Below are 19,046 nucleotides of genomic sequence, written 5' to 3'. Positions count from 1 at the left end.
CAACCGGGCCGGAGATGCAAGGATCGCGGGTGACATCCAGTGTCACCGAGATCAGGGAGAGGCGAGATGCCGGAGTACCACGGGAACGTGAAGGTCGGCGGGCCGGCGCAGACCCACGAGCTGGCCAAGCTGATGATCACCAAGGTCGCGGTCGGGCCGATGGACAACAACGCCTATCTGCTGCGCTGCCGGCAGACCGACGAGCAGGTGCTGATCGACGCCGCGAACGAGGCGGACACGCTGCTCCGGCTGGTCGGCGAAGGCGGTCTCGCGCGGGTGATCACGACCCACCGCCACCAGGACCACTGGGAGGCGCTGGCCGAGGTCGTGGCCCGTACGGGAGCCACGACGGTGGCGGGCCGCTACGACGCCGAGGGCATCCCGGTCCCGACCGACCAGCTCGCCGACGACGGTGACCACATCGCCGTCGGGCAGTGCAGCCTCCGCGTCATCCACCTCGTCGGCCACACCCCCGGCTCGATCGCGCTGCTGTACGACGACCCGGACGGCCCGCCGCACCTGTTCACCGGCGACTCGCTGTTCCCGGGCGGCGTCGGCAACACGCAGGGCGACGCCGAGCGGTTCACGTCCCTCATCAACGACGTCGAGACCAAGCTGTTCGGCGAGCTCGCCGACGAGACCTGGGTCTATCCCGGCCACGGCTCCGACACGAGCCTCGGCGCCGAGCGCCCCCACCTCGCCGAATGGCGCGAACGCGGCTGGTGATCAGATCCGTGAGCGCGCCGCCTCGATCTGCTCGGTGATCGCCGAAGCGCCGGCCGACTTGGCGAGCGCTGCCGCCTCGTCGGCCAACGCTCGTGCGTCGGCGGGGCGATTCTCGGCGATGGCCAGGTAGACGAGGCCCACCAGATTGGCGGCGACGCCCGCGCTGAAGTCGAGGGTCCGGCGGAGCGCGGTGGACTCCTCCAGCAGTTCGCGGGCCTCGGGATAGTTGCCGGACATGTGGGCGGCGACCCCGAGGTGCCGGAGGGCGTAGGAGAGGGTGAGGTCGTCACCCGACCTGCGGGACAGCTCGACGGCAGCGGTCAGGAACGGTACGGCGGTGGGGTTGTCGTCGCGCACCACCTGGTGGAAGCAGCCGATCCAGAACCGCGCCTCGGCCTCGCCGCGCTCGTCGCCGGCGCCGCGGTACAGCTCCGCCGCGCGTTCGAAGTACCCCAGCTCCTCCGGCGGTTCGACGCGCGACTCCACGAAGCGGCAATGCAGGATCCGGCCCCGCTGCACGAGCAGCGCCGCCTCCACCACGTCGAGCGCACGATCCGCCTCGGCCAGGCCGTCGTACTCACCGCCGAAGATCGCCCGCTCGTACACTCCGTCGACCTGTCGCATCAGCTCGTCCACCCGCCAGATCCTAGGGTGCGGACAGCCGATCCGCGCCTGGCGAAACGCTCGACCTCGACAAGAGCTTGAGGTTCAGTGCTCCTGGAGATCCACGCGAGCCTCGCCGCGGAGTTAGCATCGCGTTCATGACGACCTGGCAGGACGTCTGCGCGCTGGCCGAGCGGTTGCCCGACGCCCGGCTCGGTGAGGCACACGAAGGATCGCCGGCCTGGTACGCCGGCCGCCATCAGTTCGCCCGCCTGCGGTGGGACAACGCCGGTCGCGAGCTGCTGCAGGTCTGGACCGGCGACATGACCACCCAAGCCGCCCTCGCCGAGCGCCGCGAGGTGTTCCCGGTCGTGCACACCTTCCAGTACCGCGTGACCTGCTGGGGCTACCTCGACCGGATCGATCTGCGTGAGGCCGCGGAGCTGCTCCTCGACTCGTACACGATCCGCGGCGGGACGAAGCGCGGGCAGGCCGTCGACCCGGCGGAGTTCCTGCCCCCGCCCGGCTAGCGGTCGGTGAGCTCGGCCGGGTAGGAGATCACGTCGACGAGCGCGTTGTTCCGGATCGCGGTGATCTCGGTGCGGCGCGCGATCGCGTCCTCGAACAGTTGCCGTTGCAGCGACTGGGCGTCGCGGAGCGGTACGCCGTTCACCGCCAGCACGAGATCGCCCTGGCGCAGCCCCGCGGCCGCGGCGGGGCTGGCGGGGATGACCTCGACGACCCGGAGCGCCGTCCGCTGGTCGAACCGCTGCGCGAGCGCCGGGTGCAGTGGCGCGGGCTTCGTCACGAGCCCGAGGTACGCGCGCCGTACCCGGCCGTCGTGCAGCAACGCGTAGATGATCCGGCGCGTCGTCGGGTTGACCGGCACGGCGAGCCCCAGCCCGATCCCGGCGACCGCGGTGTTGATGCCGATCACCCGCCCGTTGCCGTCGGCAAGCGCCCCGCCGGAGTTGCCCGGGTTCAGCGCGGCGTCGGTCTGGATCACGTCCTCGATGATCCGCTGCGCCGAGCCGCTGCGGACCGGCAGCGACCGCCCGAGCGCGCTGACCACGCCGGCGGTCACGCTGCCGGCCAGACCGAGCGGATTGCCGACGGCAACGACCAGGTTCCCGACCTTCAGCTGGTCCGCGTCGCCGTACTCCGGCGGGTCCGGGATCTCCCGGTCGGCCCGCAGCACGGCGAGGTCGGACAGCCGGTCCACGCCGACCACGCGGGCCTGCGCCGTCGTACCGTCCGCGAAGTCGGCCGACGCCTCGGTGCCGTCGCCGACCACGTGCGCGTTCGTGAGCAGGTGCCCGTCGCCGGTCAGCACCACGGCCGAGCCGGACGAGTCGCCGCGCCCGCTCTGGATCCGCAGACTCGCGACCCGCGGGATCAGGTGTGCGGCCACGCCCGAGACCACTCGGGAGTAGGCATCCAGGACGTCGTCCCCGGCAATCTCGTCAGCCATCGCTCTCGCCTCTTCTCTTCCCGCCCCCGAGCGAAGCGAGGGGACTGAATTACATCATTACACCGAAAGCAAGCACGTGAACCCGACCACAGAACTGACCGATCGGTTGAAAACTGGCCGATCGGTCAGTCAGGATGCATGACATGGCAGTGACCACCCCCGCCCGGGAGCGGACCAGGCGCGAGATCGTGCGCCAGGCGATGGCCCTGTTCCAGGCCGGCGGCTACAACGCGACGTCGCTGCAGGACATCGCGACCGCGGCAGGCTGCTCGAAGGCGACCGTGCTGTACCACTTCAGCGGCAAGCCGGCCGTCCTGGCCGCCGTCCTCGAGCCGGCCGCCGCGGACCTGGCCGAGCTGGTCACCGCCGCAGCCGAACTCCCCCGCGCGGCCGCGCAGGAGCTGACGATCCAGCGCTTCATCGACCTCGCCGTCGAGCACCGCGGCGTCGTGGACGTGCTCCAGGACGTGATCCCGGTCATCGAGCAGATGCCCGAGGTCGCGCCGCTGGTCGCCGACGGCCTGCGCATGACGCAGTACATGGCCGGCTCGGACGACCCACTCGAGCAGGACCTGGCCAAGTTCGCCATCAACGGCCTGCTCGGCGAGTGCCGGCACTCCGACGAGCGCACCGACGACGACCTCCGACGACTCTGCGACATCGCCCTGCGAAGACTTCTCCGCCGCGCCTGACCGCGCACGAACCCGCCCCCGCCGGCGGGCGATCGACCCTGCCTTGAACCGACACGGAAACGGAACACGATGGCCAACCTCCTGTACCGGCTCGGCCGGTTCTCGTACCAGCGGCGCCGCCTCGTCGCCGCCGTCTGGGCGCTGTTCCTCGTCCTGCTGGGCGTCGGCGCGCTCACGCTCGGCGGCAAGACCGCGAACACGTTCTCGATCCCGGGAACCGAGTCACAGCGCGCACTCGACGCGCTGAAGCAGGAACTGCCGGCCGCCAGCGGCGCGTCCGCGACGGTCGTTGTGAAGGCGCCCGAGGGCAAGACGCTCGCCGACCCGATCGTGAAGGCCGCCGTCGGCGCCACCGTCGCCAAGGTCACGAAGGTGCCCGAGGTGATCGCGGCGATCGACCCGTTCACGAGCAAGGCGATCAGTCCGGACGGTACGACGGGGCTGATCAGCGTGCAGTTCGACAAGCCGGCCGACGAGCTGTCACACGAGAGCAGCGACGGGTACGACGGTCTGAGCGCGCTGAGCTCCGGCGACCTCCAGGTGGTGCCGGGCGGGCAGATCAAAGCCGGGGTCCCGGAGATCGGTGCGACCGAGGTGATCGGCGTCGCGGTCGCGGCCGTCGTCCTGGTCGTCACGTTCGGGTCGCTGGTCGCGGCCGGGATGACGCTGGTGACGGCGCTGCTCGGCGTACTGGCCGGGATGGCCGGGCTGTTCATCGTGACCGCGTTCACCGATGTGTCGTCGACGGCGCCGATCCTGGCGCTGATGCTCGGGCTCGCGGTGGGGATCGACTACTCGTTGTTCATCAGCTCGCGGCACCGGTCGCAGCTGGGCGAGGGCATGGACCCGGAGGAGTCCGTGGCGCGGGCGACGGCGACGGCCGGGTCGGCGGTGCTGTTCGCGGGGGCGACCGTGGTGATCGCGCTGGCGGGGCTGTCCGTGGTCGGCGTACCGTTCCTGACCGCGATGGGGCTGGCCGCCGCGGCGACGGTGCTGACCGCCGTACTGGTGGCGTTGACGTTGCTGCCGGCGTTGCTCGGGTTCGTGGGGAACCGGGTGCTGCCGCGCAAGCTTCGGAAGGCGCCCGCCGCGGCGACTCACAAGGAGGGGTTCGGCTTCCGGTGGGGTCGGCTCGTGACCCGGCTGCGGGTTCCTATCGTTGCTGTTGGCATCGTCGGTCTGGGGTTGCTGGCGATTCCGGCGAAGGACATGCAGCTCGCTCTGCCGGACGGTGCCTCGGCGGCCGCTGGGAGCAATCAGCGGGTCGCGTACGACCTGACCGCCGCGGCGTTCGGACCGGGGGCCAACGGGCCGCTGGTGGTTGTTGTGAAGAGCAACGACGCGGCGACGTCGAACGCGCTCGTCCAGCAGGTGCTCGGCAAGACGCAAGGGCTCCCCGATGTCGTGGCGGCACAGCCCGCGGCGGCGAGCCAGGACGGTACGACGCGGTTGCTGCAGGTGATCCCTCGTAGCGGGCCGGCCAGCGAGGAGACCGCCGAGCTGGTGAAGAACCTGCGATCCGCGGTCAAGCCGCTCGCCACGGGTGACGCGAGTATCTCGGTGACCGGCAACACGGCGGTCGGGGTCGACGTGTCGAACAAGCTGTCCGACGCGCTGCCGACCTACCTGTTCGTCGTGATCGGGCTGTCGTTCCTGCTGTTGCTGCTCGCATTCCGGTCGGTGCTGGTGCCGCTGAAGGCCACGCTCGGCTTCGTGCTGACGATCGGGGCGACGTTCGGGATCACGATCGCGGTGTTCCAGGAAGGGCATCTGGCGAGCCTGGTCGGGGTCGACTCCCCCGGCCCGCTGGTCAGCTTCCTGCCGATCATCATGATGGGCATCCTGTTCGGGCTGGCGATGGACTACGAGGTGTTCATCGTGTCCCGGGTGCGCGAGGAGTTCGTGCACGGCCGGCACGCGAACGACGCCACCGTCCAGGGCCTCGGCCACGGCGCCCGCGTCGTCACCGCCGCCGCCCTCATCATGGCGTCGGTCTTCGCCGGCTTCATCCTGGTCGAGGACCCGATCATCAAGGCCATCGGCTTCGGCCTCACCATCGGCGTCCTGATCGACGCCTTCGTCGTCCGCATGACCCTGGTCCCCGCCATCCTCAGCCTCCTCGGCGACCGCGCGTGGTGGTTCCCGAAGTGGCTGGACCGCCTCACCCCCCGCGTGGACATCGAAGGCGAGTCCCTCCGAATCAACCAGGAGCCCGAGAAGAAACAACTGGCCGACGTCCGCTGAGACGACGAAAGCCCTGGCGAGTCTCGACTCGCCAGGGCTTTGCTGTCGGGCTGACAGGACTTGAACCTGCGACCCCCGGTCCCCCAGACCGGTGCGCTACCAAACTGCGCCACAGCCCGAAATCCGCCTGATCGGCGGACCGGGGTAAACCTTACCCCATCCGGTGGGGTGGTTCTTACCGGGTTCGGTCAGCGTTTCTTGTTCTTCTGGCGGGCTCGGATCTGAACGTGGACGGGGCTGCCGACGAAGCCGAAGTCCTCGCGGAGGCGGCGTTCGATGAAGCGTTGGTAGGACGGTTCGATCTGGCCGGAGGTGAAGATCGCGAAGGTGGGGGGCATCGTGGTCGCTTGGGTGCCGAACAGGATCTTCGGCTGCTTGCCGGAGCGGACCGGGTGCGGGTGGGCGGCGACCAGGCGGCCGAGGAAGGCGTTCAGCTGGCCGGTGGGGACGCGGGTCTGCCAGCCGTCCAGCGCGGCCTCGATCGCGGGCACCATCTTCTCCATGTGCCGGCCGGTGAGCGCGCTGATGTTGACCCGCGGCGCCCAGCGGAACTGGACCAGGTCGCGGTCGATCTCGCGCTCCAGGTAGTAGCGGCGCTCTTCGTCGACCAGGTCCCACTTGTTGTACGCGATCACCAGCGCCTTGCCGGCCTCCTCGACCGCGTTCATGATCCGCAGGTCCTGCTCGGTGATCGACTCCGACGCGTCGATCACGACCACCACGACCTCGGCGCGCTCGATCGCCGCGTTGGTCCGCAGCGAGGCGTAGTACTCGTGGCCCTGGACGTTCTTCACCTTGCGCCGGATGCCGGCGGTGTCGATGAACCGCCACTCCTGCCCGCCGAGCGTGATCAGCTCGTCGACCGGGTCCACCGTCGTGCCGGCGACGTCGCTGACGACGACCCGGTCCTCCTTGGCGACCTTGTTGAGCAGTGACGACTTGCCCACGTTCGGCTTGCCGACGATCGCGACCCGGCGCGGGCCGCCGACCTCGTCGTCGCGCTCCGCCGGCGCCTCGGGCAGGGCGGCCAGGACCGCGTCGAGCATGTCGCCGGTCCCCCGGCCGTGCATGGCCGAGATCGGGAACGGCTCACCGATGCCGAGCGCCCACAGGTTCATCGCCTCGGACTCGATCCGCTGGTCGTCGACCTTGTTCGCGGCCAGGACGACGGGCTTGCCGGACTTCCGCAGGACCCGGACCACGGCCTCGTCCGCGTCGGTGATGCCGACCACGGCGTCGACCACGAACAGCACCGCGTCGGCCGCGTTGATCGCGACCTCCGCCTGGGCCGCGACCAGGGCGGCCATGCCGACCGCGTCCGGGTCCCAGCCGCCGGTGTCGACCACCGTGAACTCCCGGCCGGCCCAGTTCGCGTCGTACGACACGCGGTCGCGGGTGACGCCCGGGGTGTCCTCGACGACCGCCTCGCGGCGGCCGATGATGCGGTTGACCAGCGTGGACTTGCCCACGTTCGGCCGGCCGACGATCGCGAGCACGGGCAGCGGCCCGGTGTCTTCGCGGTCGTGCGTCGGTACTTCGGTGGGCAGGTCAGTCATCAGGGTCCTTCTGGTCTCGCCAGCCCGGAAGCGGGTGGCCGGTTTCGTCGACGGCCGCCTTCACATGGGCGCGCAGCACGTCCCCGATGTGGTCGGTGACCGCCTGTACGTCGGAATGTCTCCTGGGAAAGGGTACGCGCTCGACGGCGAAAGCCTCGCCGTACACCACGTCGACCCGGCTCCCGGTCGGCGGATGCCCCTCGACGCTACCGGCCGGCAGCCGGGTCCCGAGCAGCGCCACCGGCAGGATCGGTGCGCCGGTGACCATCGCCAGGTACGCCACCCCGTCCCGGATCCGGCTGAAGTCGCCCGGCCCGCGGGTGCCCTCCGGGTAGATGTTCAGCACTCGCCCGTCGCGCAGGACCTGGATCGACTTCCGGACCGCAAGCACGTCGTACGACGACCGGTCGACCGGGATCTGCCCGATCCGCCGCAGGAACGCGCCCTGGAGCCCGCCGAAGACCTCGATCTTGCCGAGCTGGTGCAGCATCCGCGGCGCGATCGCGCCGAGCAGCGGACCGTCCAGCAGGCTCAGGTGGTTCGGCGCCATCAGCAGCGGGCCGGTCAGCGGGAACCGGTCCTCGTGATGGATGGTCAGCTGGTACTTACGGCGGAAGTACGGAGCGGCGACCTTCCGCAGCGGGAGCGCCAGCCGGTACGGCAGCGCGGGCAGATCGTCGGTGCGGGGCAGATCCTTGTGCCCGGTGAGCTCTGCCGTCATAGCTCCCGGCCTCGAGGGACGGTCTCCTTGGCGAGCCGGCTGATCACGTCGATGACCTCCTCGAGGGTCAGATGGGTGGAATCGACGGTGACGGCGCCGTCGGAGGCGACCATGAACTGCGAGACGGTGGCGTCGTCGGCGTCGCGGCGGACGATCTGGTCGCGCAGCTGCTCGGCGGTCACCGAACCGGACTTCAGCTCGGCGCCGCGCCGGGACAGCCGGGCGTCCTGGTCGGCGGTCAGGTGCACCTTCAGCTCGGCGTCCGGGGCGACCACGGTGGCGATGTCGCGGCCCTCGACCACGATCCCGCCGCCGTCCTGCGCGGCGTCGATGACCGCCCGCTGGCGGCGGACGAGCTCGTGCCGGACGTCCAGGTTGGTGGCGATCTTCGACACCACCTCGCTGATCCGGGGCTCCCGGATCGCGGCGGTGATGTCGGTCCCGTCGGCGATCACGAACTGGTGGCCCGGGTCGGTGCTGATCTCCAGCTCCAGCTCCCGGGCGCGCTGCGCGACCGCCGCCGTGTCGTCCAGGTCCAGCCCGCGCGCGACGGCCGACCAGGTCACCGCGCGGTACGTCGCACCGGTGTCCAGGTAACGCAGGCCGAGCCGGGTGGCGACTCCGCGGGCGGTGCTCGACTTACCGGAGCCGCTCGGCCCGTCCACAGCGATGATCATGCCCCGAAGATTACCTTCGCGCGGGGACAGTTCAGCGGTGGACTACCCACCCACGCTCGGTCAGGACGTCGACCAGCTGGTCCACGGAGCCGGGCTTGACGGCCAGCTCGACCTCACCGACCGGACGGCCGGGGCTGTGGTCGATGCGCAGGTCCTCGACGTTGGCGCCGGACTCGGCCGCGTCGGCGAACAGCCGGGCCAGCTGGCCGGGGCGGTCCGGGATCGTGACGAGCACCGTGACCAGGTCGATGTGCGGCGTACCGTGCTTGCCCGGCACCCGCACCGCGCCGGACACGCCCTGGCCGAGGATCGCGGTCAGCTCGTCGGCCGCCTCTTCCTTGCCGAGGGCAACGAGCAGCCGGTCGAGCTCGCCGCGGATCTGCTCCAGCAGGCCGGTCAGCGCGGTCGAATTCGCAGACACGATCTGGGTCCACAGCCGCGGGTCGCCGGCCGCGATCCGGGTGACGTCGCGGACACCCTGACCGGACAGCTCGAGATGTGAGGACGGCGCGTCCGCGAGGGTCCCCGCGGCGAGCGCCGACATCAGGTGCGGAAGGTGCGAGACCCGGGCCACGCCCAGGTCGTGGTCCTCGACGGACAGCTCGACGGTTCGCGCGCCACAGGCCTCCGCGAGCCGCCGTACGAGGTCGACCGCCTCGGGGGCACTCGTGGCGTGCGGCGTGATCGCCCAGGTGGCGCCGTCGAACAGGTCCGCTCGCGCGGCGAGCGGGCCGTTGCGTTCGGAGCCGGCCATCGGGTGGCTGCCGACGTACCGGCTGACGTCGTCGGTCAGCCGGCGCGCGTCGGAGAGCGGCTTCGACTTCACGCTGGCCGCGTCGGTGACGATCGCTCGCGTCTCCCGCAACTGCTCCGCGACGACGGCACCCACGTGGTCCGGCGGTACAGCGACCACGACCAGCTGCGGCTCGATGTCGACCACCCGCGCGCCGGCGCCGATCCGCTCGGCCATCAGCGCGTTGTCCGGGTTCCCGTCGACGAGCTCGACGACGACACCCAGCCGGGCCAGCGCGAGACCGATCGACGTACCGATCAAGCCGGTGCCGACGATCCGGACCGGGCCCCGCAACTCGGTCACCGTGCTGCCTTCACTGGGCGCCGGTCAGATCAGGACGGAGCGCGACCGCGCCGTGGAGGTACACATGCTGGATCTTGTCGCGCGACCGGGACGTCTCGGTGTGCACCATCAGCCGGACCACCCGCGGCAGCGCGTGCGGCACGGGGATCTCCTGCATGCACATCAGCGGTACGTCGGTGAGCCCGATCTGCCGCCCGGCGACGGCGGGAAACTCCGAGCGCAGGTCCGACGTGACGGTGAACAGGATGCTGATCAGATCCTCGTTCTCCAGATCGTTCGCCTCCAGGACCGCCTTCACCAGCTCCGCGGACCGCTCGAGCAGGTGCTCTCGCTCGTCCACGTCCAGCTGGGTGGCACCCCGGATCGCCCGTACCGCCACGTGCTCGCCTCCTTCGTTCGTCTCCCCCAACCCTAGGCCAGGGTAGTCAAGGTATGGACAGCCGTCTCGGATCGTGCGCGCGGGTCAGCCGGTCCGGGCCGCTTCCAGCAGCCGCCGGGCGATCGGAAGCAGCCCGGCCTCCCGGACCGGGGCGAGCGGATCGGACAGCTGCCGGCGGCGACGGAACGTCCCCGGCGGGTCGCCGTACGCCAGGGCGAAGCGCCGCGAGAAGTGGTACGGATTGCTGTAGCCGCAGTCGGACGCGATCTCGCCGATCGTCGCATTGGTGCGCAGGAGCGCGATCGCCGCCCGGGCCAGCCGGACCAGGTCCAGCGCCTGCGCCGGCCCGCAGGCGTACTGCGCCCTGAAGAGCCGATGCAGATGCCCCGCCGACAGATGGGCCGCCGCCGCCAGCTCCGCGACCGGGACGATCCGCGGACCGGTCCTGGCCCACAGGGCGGCGACGTGGTCCACCATGCGCCGGACGGCATCCGGCATCTCGGCACGGGTCGGTCCGAGCGGAGCGCCGACGAAGACCTCCAGCATCGTCGACACCAGCCGATCGCTCAGTCCGCGGACCGGCGACGGTGCACCGGCCAGATCCAGCACGTAGGCGCACAGCTCCTCGAGCAGACCCGGATCGGACATCGACCGCACCGACGGCCAACCGGCCGGATCGCCGAGCCCGCCGAAGTCGTCGATCTGGAAGTGCACATAGGCGTGCCGCGACCAGCGATCACAGTCCCAGATATAGGCGTCCCGGTGTCCGCGTCGGGCGAGCGCCACCGTCCCCGGGCGCAGCTCGTGCTCGACAGTCGCCTGCCGTACGCCGGCGTCGTCGTACACCTCGGTCCGCCAGAGCGCCGATCCGTGCAGGATCCAGAGCAGCTCGAAGTTCGGCAACCAGCGCGGTCCGTAGGTCGCGCCGGGCGCGTAATCCGCGATCTGGACCAGGGAGTTCACGCTGATCGCCGGTGGTCCCGAGGTCACGAACAGATAGTAAAGCGCGCGGCCGCGACATTGGCGGGGGCCATCGGCCCTGAGACGGTGAACCGGACACCGACACCTGGACCGGACGGAGCCCCGCCCATGCCCTCTGCCACCCGCGTACGTCGCTTCGACGCGGTCACCGACGAGCTGATCGAGTCCTACCGCCGGGACGGCTTCGTCGTCCTCGATCAGGCGTTGTCACCCGGCCAGGTGACCGATCTCCACACCGCGGCCGAGCAACTGTGCCGCGGTGACCTCGGCGCCGTCGGCGGCGTTCCGGCCGCCCGACCCACAGACGCCGAGCCCACAGACGATGTCCTGCGCAGGTTCTTGTGCATCCACCATCCGCACAAGGTGTCCGACGCGGCCCTTGCCGCACTTCACGCCCCCAGCGTGGTCGAGGCGCTCACCGCTCTGATCGGGCCGAACGTGAAGGCGATGCAGTCGATGCTGTTCATCAAGCCCGAGGGCAAGCCGGGCCAGGCGTGGCACCAGGACGAGTTCTTCATCCCGACCAGGGACCGGTCGCTGACCGCCGCCTGGATCGCGCTCGACGACGCGACGGTGGAGAACGGCTGCCTCTGGGTGCTGCCCGGCTCGCATCAACGCGGCGTCATCTATCCCGACCGGGAGCAGGACGACCTCCGCTTCGACTGCACGGTGGAGGCGTTCGACTTCCCGTACTCCGACGACGACGCCGTACCGGTCGAAGTACCGGCAGGATCGGCGGTGATCTTCAACGGCTACCTCTTGCACCGATCACTGCCGAACACCGGCCGGCACGGACTCCGCCGCGCGCTCGCCAACCACTACATGAGCGCGGAGTCGCTGCTGCCCTGGCAGTCCGTGCCGGACGGCGTCCACGTCGGCAAGCACGACTACCGCGACATCGTGATGGTCGCCGGCACCGATCCGTACGCCTACAAGGGCATCGACGACATCGCCCGGCCGCACTCCCGTCCGGACAAGGACGGCGGCTGCGACCGCTAACCCAGCTGCGCCTCGGCGGCGTCGACCGTCTGCTCCAGCAGCAGGGCGATCGTCATCGGCCCGACCCCGCCCGGGACCGGCGTGATCAGCCGGGCGACCTCGGCCGCCTCCGCGAAGTGCACGTCGCCGACGTTGCCCTCGTTGTATCCGGCGTCGACCACCACCGCGCCCGGCTTCAGCCAGTCGCCGCGGACGAACTCCGCCTTGCCGACGGCCGCGATCAGGACGTCGGCGGTCCGGACCAGGTCCGGCAGGTCGCGGGTCCGGGAGTGCGCGTACGTGACGGTCGCGTTCGATGCCAGCAGCAACATGCCGGCCGGCTTGCCGAGGATCGGGCTGCGGCCGATGACGACCGCGTGCGCCCCTTCGAGCGGTACGTCGTACGCCGCCAGCAGCCGCATGATCCCGCCGGGCGTCGCGGACCGGAAGCCGGGGTCCCTGGTGTCATTGAACGCCATCGCCGCGAACGAGCGCATCGTCACGCCGTCGACGTCCTTCGCCGGGTCGATCGCCTCGAAGGCGGCCCGCTCGTCGATCTGTGCCGGCACCGGATGCTGCAGCAGGATCCCGTGCACGGCCGGGTCGTCGGACAGTTTGGTGATCTCCGCGACGAGTTCCTCGGTGGTCGTCGCGGCCGGCAGCACGACGCTGCGCGAAGCGATCCCGGCCTTCTTCGACCGGTTCTGCTTCATCCGCACGTAGGTCGCCGACGCCGGGTCGTCACCGACCAGGACGGTCGCCAGGCACGGCTGCACGCCGTACTGCTCCTGCACGACGCGGGCGCGGTCGGCGGCCTTGGCGACCATCCCGGCCGCGAGATCGGTCCCGATCATCAGATCAGCGGTCATCTGAAGCACTCCTCTGCGTTCGAAGGTGCCCAGGCGCGCGGCGAAGCCGGATGGCAGACCGTTCCCCGGTGGTCGTCCACCTCAGCGCCAGTCGCGGTCCGCTGTCAGGATACCGAGCGCTCAGGCGCGCTTCAGCGCGAGGACCGGGATGGTGCGGATCCCGGCGGTCTTGCGTTCGTAGTCGGCGAAGCCCGGGTAGCGTCGGGCCTGCTCGGCGTAGATGCGGTCGCGCTCGGCGCCGGTCACCTCGCTGACGACGACCTCGTACGTCTCGGTGCCGACCTCGACGGTGCCCTTACCGGCCGCGACGAGGTTGCGGTACCACTCCGGGTTGGTGGGGGCTCCGCCCTTGCTGGCGAAGACGTAGATGACACTCGGGTCGGTCTCGTCGGCCAGGTACATCGTCGGGGCGACGTACTCCTGTCCGCTCTTGCGGCCGTAGTGGTGCAGCAGCACCATCGGAGCGCCCTCGAACTGGCCTCCGACCTTGCCGTCGTTCGTCCGGAACTCCGTGATGACGTTCGCGTTCCAGTCGCTCATATCGTTGTCCTCCGCAGATGTGCTAGAGCAAGCCTGCGTGGTCCAACGCCAGATAGGCGGCATCAATTCCAGTCATCGCACCCGGAGTGCGCAGCTCGGCACGGAACGCGTCCACGGTCAGCTCCACCGGGACACAGTCCTCGGTCTCGTCCAGCTGCTGCTTCCCGTCCGGGCGGCAGCCGTGCGATCGCGACGTACTTGCGGTACGTCGAGGAGGCGCCGGACCACTGCCAGCCGACCACGTCGAGCGTCTCGCAGGTGTAACCGGTCTCCTCCTCGAGCTCCCGTGCACCTGCGAGGGCGACGTCCTCGCCGGGCTCGACCAGGCCGCCGGGCAGATTCGTGACCACGGCATCGGGACCGGCCCGGAACATCCGGATCGTGACGATCCGGCCCTCGGGTGTCAACGGCAGCACGGTCACACCTGCGGTGATCCCGTCGGCGGACTTCGGGCCGAGGACGTCCCAGTCGACCTCGCGCCCGTCCGGCAGCCGGTACCGCCGGAGGCTCACACTCAGGAACCGGTTGAAGCCAGGCTCCTCCCCCACGAGCACCCACGGCCCGGGGTCCCCATCCCGGAACTCTCCCGGAGGCGCCGCGACGGCGCCGGCCGACCGGCCGTCAGACGGCGCAGCCGCCACCTCGTCGGTGGCGGCTGCGTCGTCGAGCTGGTCCGTCACAGGGGACGGTCGGTGTCGGGATCCTCCGGCGGTGCGACCGGTGCGTCGTCCTCCGGCGGGGCGGTCGGAGCTTCGTCGGTCGACGACTCCCCTGACGCCTCGGACTTGCCCTCGCCCTCGGCGGGCTCCGTCGGCGCCTCGGCCGGACGGGACTCGCTCAGGATGCCGGCCAGCGTCTCCTCGGACATCCGCTTGAACTTGCGCACCTGGGACCGGGTGCGGTCCAGGACCGCGACCTCGAGCTGGTCCGGCGTCAGCTCCCGGACCTCGGTGCCGTCGTGGCCGAGCGCGTCCACCGCGAGCCGGAGCGCGCCGGCCAGCGAGATGCCCTCGGTGTAGTGCTCGCCGACGTAGTCCGCGACCTGGTCGGCCGGGCCGCCCATCACGGCGTACCCACGGACGTCGGCGATGGAGCCGTCGTACGTGAGCCGGTAGATCTGGTCCTCGGCCGCGCTGGTGCCGATCTCGGCGACCAGGATCTCGACCTCGAGCGGCTTCTCGCCGCCGGAGGAGAAGATCGCGCCGAGGGTCTGGGCGTAGGCGTTGGCCAGCGCCCGGCCGGTGACGTCGCGCCGGTCGTAGGAGTACCCCCGCATGTCGGCGAGCCGGACGCCGGCGATCCGCAGGTTCTCGAACTCGTTGTAGCGCCCGACGGCGGCGAAAGCCATCCGGTCGTAGATCTCGGCCACCTTGTGCAGCGCGGGCGACCGGTTCTCCGCGACGAACAGGATGCCGTCGGCATATTGCAGCGCGATCGCGCTGCGGCCCTTGGCGATGCCTTTGCGGGCGAAGTCCGCCCGGTCCCGCATCAGCTGCTCGGGCGAGACGTAGAAGGGAACGCTCATCGAAGGTGTCGTCCTCGTCAGTTGATCGGGGTCAAGGTCAGGTCAGGGACGCCGAGGCCGGGCCGTCGGGGCGCTGGTGCCGCTGGCTCCAGGCCGCGTCGACGAGCGTCGCCACCTCGTCCTCCGGCAGCCGCCGGTAACCGTCCGCGGTGACCACGCCGACCACCGGGAAGATCCGCCGGAGCATGTCCGGGCCGCCCGTCGCCGAGTCGTCGTCGGCCGCGTCGATCAGGGACTGGATCGCCACCGTCGCGCAGTCGGTCTCGGACAGGTCCTCGCGGTACAGCTTCTTCAGCGCGCCGCGGGCGAACAGCGAGCCCGAGCCGACGCTGTGGAAGTGGGTCTCCTCGTAACGACCGCCGGTCGGGTCGTAGGAGAAGATCCGGCCGCCCTTGATGTCCTCGTCGTAGCCCGCGAACAGCGGCACCACGGTGAGGCCCTGCATCGCCATCGGCAGGTTGCCGCGGATCAGCGCGCTGAGCCGGTTGGCCTTGCCGTCGAGGCTCAGGGTGGCGCCCTCGAGCTTCTCGTAGTGCTCCAGCTCGACCTGGAACAACCGGACCATCTCGATCCCGAAGCCGGCCGAGCCGGCGAACGCGACCGCCGAGTACTCGTCGGCGGGGAACACCTTCTCGATGTCACGCTGGGCGATGATGTTGCCCATCGTGGCCCGCCGGTCGCCGGCCATGATCACGCCACCGGGGAAGGTGGCCGCCACGATCGTCGTGCCGTGCGGGACTTCGCTGGACAGGTCACCCTGGCCCAGCGACCGTCGTCCGGGCAGCAGGTCGGGCGCGTGCCCGGCCAGGAAGTCCATGAACGACGAGCCGCCCGGGGTCAGGAAGGCTTCCGGCAGCCGGCCGGAGGCATCAGATGTCATCGAGCGGTTCACTCCCCACCCTTTTGCACGAAACCGCGGACGAACTCCTCGGCGTTCTCCTCGAGCACCTCGTCGATCTCGTCCAGGATCGAGTCGACATCCTCGTCGAGTCGCTCTTTCCGCTCCTGGACGTCCTCCGACGCCTCGACCTGCTCGACCTCTTCCTCGGTCGACGAACGCTTCGGCTGCTTGTGCTGCTGACCGCCGTCCTTCGCCATGACAAACACCTCCTAGAACCGCTGGGAGGGCCGCCCAACCGACCCTCAAGAGCGACCCTACCCGGCCGCACCCCCAGTAATGGTGCGAACCAGGTCACTGGCGGTGTCGCATTGGTCAAGAAGTGCCCCGACATGCGCTTTCGTGCCCCGCAACGGGTCGAGGGTCGGGATCCGCTGCAGCGACTCCTTGCCCGGCAGATCGAAGATCACCGAGTCCCAGGAGGCGGCCGCGACCTGCGGCGCGTACTGCTGCATGCAGCGGCCGCGGAAGTACGCCCGGGTGTCGGTCGGCGGGTGCGCGACCGCCATCCGGATCTCCTCGTCGGTGACGAGCCGTTGCATCCGCCCCGACTTCACCAACTTGTAATACAGGCCCTTGTCCGGGCGGAGATCGGCGTACTGCAGATCGACGAGGTGCAGCTTGGAGTCGTCCCACTCGAGGCCGTCGCGATCCCGGTAGGACTGGAGCAGTTTGTACTTCGCGACCCAGTCGAGCTGGTCGGACAGCTTCATCGGGTCGGTCGCGAGCTGGTCGAGCACCTGCTCCCAGCGGTGCAGGACGTCCTTGGTCTGCCGGTCCGCGTCGTCGCCGTACTTGTCCTCGACATACTTGCGGGCCTGCTCCAGATACTCCGTCTGGAGCTGGACGGCGGTGATCTTGCGGCCGTCCTTGAGCGTCAGCAGATGCGTGCAGGTCGGGTCGTGGCTGACCTCGTGCAGCGCGGTCACCGGCCGGTCGACGCCGAGGTCGTCGGTCAGCCAGCCGTCCTCGATCATCGCCAGCACCAGCGACGTCGTCCCGACCTTCAGGTACGTCGAGATCTCCGACAGGTTCGCGTCGCCGATGATCACGTGCAGCCGGCGGTAGCGGTCCGGATTCGCGTGCGGCTCGTCGCGGGTGTTGATGATCGGCCGCTTCAGCGTCGTCTCCAGGCCGACCTCGACCTCGAAGTAGTCCGCCCGCTGGCTGATCTGAAACCCGTGCGCGGCGCCGTCCTGGCCGATCCCGACCCGGCCGGCGCCGGTGACCACCTGGCGGCTCACGAAGAACGGCGTCAGGTGCCGCACGATCGACGCGAACGGCGTCGAGCGGCGCATCAGGTAGTTCTCGTGCGAACCGTACGACGCGCCCTTGTTGTCGGTGTTGTTCTTGTAGAGGTTCAGCTGCGGCGCACCGGGGATCAGCCGGGCCTGCCGCGCGCCTTCCATGATCACCAGCTCGCCGGCCTTGTCCCACACCACCGCGTCGCGCGGGTTCGTCGTCTCGGGGGCCGAGTACTCCGGGTGGGCGTGGTCGACGTAGAGCCGCGCGCCGTTGGTGAGGATCACGTTCGCCAGGCCGGTCTCCTCGTCGGTGAGCTGGCTGGAGTCGGCCACCTCCCGGCTCAGGTCGAAGCCGCGCGCGTCCCGCAGTGGGTGCTCCTCGTCGAAGTCCCACCGGGTCTTGCGCGCGAGCGGCTGCGTCTGGGCGTAGCCGTTCACCACCTGGCTCGAGGTCAGCATCGGGTTGGCCCCGGGCTGGCCCGGAACCGAGATCCCGAATTCGGTCTCGGTTCCCATGATCCGCCGAACACTCATGGAGTTGAGCCTACGCGGTACCGGCGACGAAATGGGTTGCTGTGTCCACAGGGTTACCTGTGAGACTGCGCCCATGGACGAATTGGTGGCGATTCTTGACGACGACAACCAAGTCACCGGATCGGTGCCCCGATCGGTCATGCGCCGGGACAACCTGCGACACTCCGCGACCGGCGTGGTCGTCCGGAATTCGGCCGGCGACCTCTACGTGCACCGGCGGACGACCACCAAGGACGTGTACCCGGGCCGCTACGACTTCGCCGCGGGCGGCGTGGTCGCGGCCGGCGAGGACCCGTACCACGCCGTCGTCCGGGAGCTGGAGGAGGAGCTCGGGATCTCCGGTGTGGAGCTGACGCGGCTGCCGGAGGGCGACTACGCCGACGAGAACACGCGGTACCACGCGTACCTGTACGCGTGTGTCTGGGACGGACCGGTGCGGCATCAGCCGGAGGAGGTCGAGTGGGGTGACTGGATGTCCCCTGCGGACCTGGTCGCCAAGTTCGACGACCCGTCGTGGCCGTTCATGCCGGACACCGTCGGACTGCTCGGCGACTATGTCCGAGACCTGGTATGACGATCGTCGAGGGCTGGGACAGCCACGCCTGGATCGACGGCCCGTGGATCCACCGTTCACCGCGCCGCCCGGAGGTCCGGCCCCGGCTGCTCGCCGAGGTCACGCTCCTCCCCTGGCTCGCCCCTCAGCTGCCGCTGCCGGTGCCTGTGCCCGAGCTGACGGCGGACGGCGTACGTCACCTCCTGCTGCCCGGCTCCCCGCTCTCAGGTGGCGACGAGGCGCTCGGACGCGAGCTCGGCTCGTTCCTGAAGGCCTTGCACGCCGTTGACCCGGCAGAAGCCGTCTCGTGCGGGGCCCTGGACGCCGCTACGGCGTCCGCGGCGAAGGCTGTCGAGCTGGACGAGTTCCGGACGCAGATCGTGCCGTTGCTGCCCGCCGAGGCCCGGACCGCGGCGCACGAGCTGCTCGACCGCGTGGCCGTCGTACGCAAGTGCTTGATCCACTGCGACTTCGGTCCGGACCACATCCTGACGACCGACGGCCGGATCACCGGGATCATCGACTGGACCGACGCCGTCATCGGCGACCCCGCGCTGGACCTCTGCTGGGTCCTCGACGGCGCCCCGCGGGCCGTCGCAGCCGGCGCCGCTGAGGTCTATCAACCAACCGCTGACCTGGTCGAACGCGCCAAAGACTGGGCCCGGCTGTCGCCCTGGTACGGCGTCCACCGCGGCCTGCGCCTGGACCTGCCCGACGACGTGGCGGACGGCCTCCGCGGGATCGTCTCCCTGCTGTGAT

Annotated in this window: 22 protein-coding genes, 1 tRNA gene and 1 riboswitch; of the genes, 7 read left to right on the top strand and 16 right to left on the bottom strand. The window is 70.2% G+C overall.

Annotation, left to right across the window (positions count from 1 at the left end; all coding sequences use genetic code 11):
• Positions 1-66 precede the first annotated feature (66 nt).
• A complete protein-coding gene (locus ABZW60_RS25300; RefSeq protein ID WP_355480738.1) occupies positions 67-726 on the top strand; it encodes an MBL fold metallo-hydrolase in 660 nt (219 codons plus the stop codon).
• On the opposite strand, the gene ABZW60_RS25295 is transcribed toward ABZW60_RS25300, so the two are convergent.
• Complete coding sequence (locus ABZW60_RS25295; RefSeq protein ID WP_355480736.1) at positions 727-1,362, bottom strand: tetratricopeptide repeat protein; 636 nt, start codon at positions 1,360-1,362, stop codon at positions 727-729.
• Positions 1,363-1,487: 125 nt separating this feature from the next.
• Between ABZW60_RS25295 and ABZW60_RS25290 the strand changes: the two genes are divergently transcribed.
• Positions 1,488-1,859, top strand: coding sequence for a hypothetical protein (locus ABZW60_RS25290; protein ID WP_355480734.1), 372 nt, complete (start codon positions 1,488-1,490; stop codon positions 1,857-1,859).
• Here ABZW60_RS25290 and ABZW60_RS25285 read toward each other — a convergent pair.
• Positions 1,856-2,800, bottom strand: a complete 945-nt coding sequence (locus ABZW60_RS25285) for a trypsin-like peptidase domain-containing protein (protein ID WP_355480732.1) — start codon at positions 2,798-2,800, stop codon at positions 1,856-1,858. The genes ABZW60_RS25290 and ABZW60_RS25285 overlap by 4 nt on opposite strands.
• 143 nt (positions 2,801-2,943) lie before the next feature.
• Between ABZW60_RS25285 and ABZW60_RS25280 the strand changes: the two genes are divergently transcribed.
• Both ABZW60_RS25280 and ABZW60_RS25275 read left to right on the top strand, forming a co-directional pair.
• Complete coding sequence (locus ABZW60_RS25280; protein WP_355480730.1) at positions 2,944-3,492, top strand: helix-turn-helix domain-containing protein; 549 nt, start codon at positions 2,944-2,946, stop codon at positions 3,490-3,492.
• Between the two features lie 69 nt (positions 3,493-3,561).
• Entirely contained in the window at positions 3,562-5,736 is a 2,175-nt protein-coding gene (locus ABZW60_RS25275; RefSeq protein WP_355480728.1) for an MMPL family transporter, read from the top strand.
• 45 nt (positions 5,737-5,781) lie between these two features.
• Here the strand turns inward: ABZW60_RS25275 and ABZW60_RS25270 are convergent.
• The 7 genes from ABZW60_RS25270 to ABZW60_RS25240 all read right to left on the bottom strand — a co-directional run bounded on the left by ABZW60_RS25270 (position 5,782) and on the right by ABZW60_RS25240 (position 11,155).
• A tRNA-Pro gene (locus ABZW60_RS25270) sits at positions 5,782-5,855 on the bottom strand.
• Between the two features lie 69 nt (positions 5,856-5,924).
• On the bottom strand, positions 5,925-7,292 hold the full coding sequence (gene der, locus ABZW60_RS25265) for a ribosome biogenesis GTPase Der (RefSeq protein ID WP_355480726.1): 1,368 nt from the start codon (positions 7,290-7,292) through the stop codon (positions 5,925-5,927).
• Positions 7,285-8,013, bottom strand: coding sequence for a lysophospholipid acyltransferase family protein (locus ABZW60_RS25260; RefSeq protein WP_355480724.1), 729 nt, complete (start codon positions 8,011-8,013; stop codon positions 7,285-7,287). The genes der and ABZW60_RS25260 overlap by 8 nt, the downstream gene beginning before the upstream one ends.
• Positions 8,010-8,690, bottom strand: coding sequence for a (d)CMP kinase (gene cmk / locus ABZW60_RS25255; RefSeq protein ID WP_355480722.1), 681 nt, complete (start codon positions 8,688-8,690; stop codon positions 8,010-8,012). The genes ABZW60_RS25260 and cmk overlap by 4 nt, the downstream gene beginning before the upstream one ends.
• 31 nt (positions 8,691-8,721) lie before the next feature.
• Positions 8,722-9,786: a prephenate dehydrogenase gene (locus tag ABZW60_RS25250; RefSeq protein WP_355480721.1), complete on the bottom strand. Its 1,065-nt coding sequence runs from the start codon at positions 9,784-9,786 to the stop codon at positions 8,722-8,724.
• Positions 9,787-9,796: 10 nt separating this feature from the next.
• Entirely contained in the window at positions 9,797-10,165 is a 369-nt protein-coding gene (aroH, locus tag ABZW60_RS25245; RefSeq protein ID WP_134100823.1) for a chorismate mutase, read from the bottom strand.
• A gap of 84 nt (positions 10,166-10,249) precedes the next feature.
• On the bottom strand, positions 10,250-11,155 hold the full coding sequence (locus ABZW60_RS25240) for a helix-turn-helix domain-containing protein (protein ID WP_355480719.1): 906 nt from the start codon (positions 11,153-11,155) through the stop codon (positions 10,250-10,252).
• Between the two features lie 99 nt (positions 11,156-11,254).
• Between ABZW60_RS25240 and ABZW60_RS25235 the strand changes: the two genes are divergently transcribed.
• Positions 11,255-12,145 carry a phytanoyl-CoA dioxygenase family protein gene (locus ABZW60_RS25235; RefSeq protein ID WP_355480717.1) on the top strand — a complete coding sequence of 297 codons (891 nt, stop codon included), beginning with the start codon at positions 11,255-11,257 and terminating at the stop codon, positions 12,143-12,145.
• On the opposite strand, the gene ABZW60_RS25230 is transcribed toward ABZW60_RS25235, so the two are convergent.
• The 7 genes from ABZW60_RS25230 to dop form a co-directional block, all read right to left on the bottom strand.
• Complete coding sequence (locus ABZW60_RS25230; RefSeq protein WP_355480715.1) at positions 12,142-12,993, bottom strand: tetrahydrofolate dehydrogenase/cyclohydrolase catalytic domain-containing protein; 852 nt, start codon at positions 12,991-12,993, stop codon at positions 12,142-12,144. The two genes, ABZW60_RS25235 and ABZW60_RS25230, sit on opposite strands and share 4 nt — an antisense overlap.
• Positions 12,994-13,013: 20 nt before the next feature.
• A riboswitch (ZMP/ZTP riboswitch) is annotated at positions 13,014-13,098 on the bottom strand.
• A gap of 15 nt (positions 13,099-13,113) precedes the next feature.
• Positions 13,114-13,533 (bottom strand): nitroreductase family deazaflavin-dependent oxidoreductase, encoded by a 420-nt coding sequence (locus ABZW60_RS25225; RefSeq protein ID WP_355480714.1) that lies wholly within the window; start codon positions 13,531-13,533, stop codon positions 13,114-13,116.
• A gap of 62 nt (positions 13,534-13,595) precedes the next feature.
• The gene (locus tag ABZW60_RS25220) at positions 13,596-14,213 is read right to left on the bottom strand and encodes an NUDIX hydrolase (RefSeq protein WP_355480712.1); all 618 of its coding nucleotides are present in this window, start codon (positions 14,211-14,213) and stop codon (positions 13,596-13,598) included.
• Positions 14,210-15,058 (bottom strand): proteasome subunit alpha, encoded by an 849-nt coding sequence (gene prcA / locus ABZW60_RS25215; protein ID WP_355480711.1) that lies wholly within the window; start codon positions 15,056-15,058, stop codon positions 14,210-14,212. Before prcA ends, ABZW60_RS25220 begins: the two co-directional genes overlap by 4 nt.
• A gap of 37 nt (positions 15,059-15,095) precedes the next feature.
• Complete coding sequence (gene prcB, locus ABZW60_RS25210) at positions 15,096-15,938, bottom strand: proteasome subunit beta (RefSeq protein ID WP_355480710.1); 843 nt, start codon at positions 15,936-15,938, stop codon at positions 15,096-15,098.
• Positions 15,939-15,946: 8 nt separating this feature from the next.
• Complete coding sequence (locus ABZW60_RS25205; RefSeq protein ID WP_130448384.1) at positions 15,947-16,156, bottom strand: ubiquitin-like protein Pup; 210 nt, start codon at positions 16,154-16,156, stop codon at positions 15,947-15,949.
• 57 nt (positions 16,157-16,213) lie between these two features.
• Positions 16,214-17,734, bottom strand: a complete 1,521-nt coding sequence (gene dop / locus ABZW60_RS25200; protein WP_355480707.1) for a depupylase/deamidase Dop — start codon at positions 17,732-17,734, stop codon at positions 16,214-16,216.
• Between the two features lie 73 nt (positions 17,735-17,807).
• Here dop and ABZW60_RS25195 point away from each other — a divergent pair, with 73 nt between their 5' ends.
• Together ABZW60_RS25195 and ABZW60_RS25190 are read left to right on the top strand one after the other, a co-directional pair.
• Positions 17,808-18,308 carry an NUDIX domain-containing protein gene (locus ABZW60_RS25195; RefSeq protein WP_355480705.1) on the top strand — a complete coding sequence of 167 codons (501 nt, stop codon included), beginning with the start codon at positions 17,808-17,810 and terminating at the stop codon, positions 18,306-18,308.
• Positions 18,305-19,045, top strand: coding sequence for a phosphotransferase (locus ABZW60_RS25190; protein WP_355480703.1), 741 nt, complete (start codon positions 18,305-18,307; stop codon positions 19,043-19,045). Before ABZW60_RS25195 ends, ABZW60_RS25190 begins: the two co-directional genes overlap by 4 nt.
• Position 19,046: the final 1 nt, after the last annotated feature.

The sequence above is a fragment of the Kribbella sp. NPDC003557 genome (genome assembly GCF_040610805.1).
GTDB lineage: Bacteria > Actinomycetota > Actinomycetes > Propionibacteriales > Kribbellaceae > Kribbella.
This window is presented reverse-complemented; position numbering and strand designations above follow the sequence as displayed.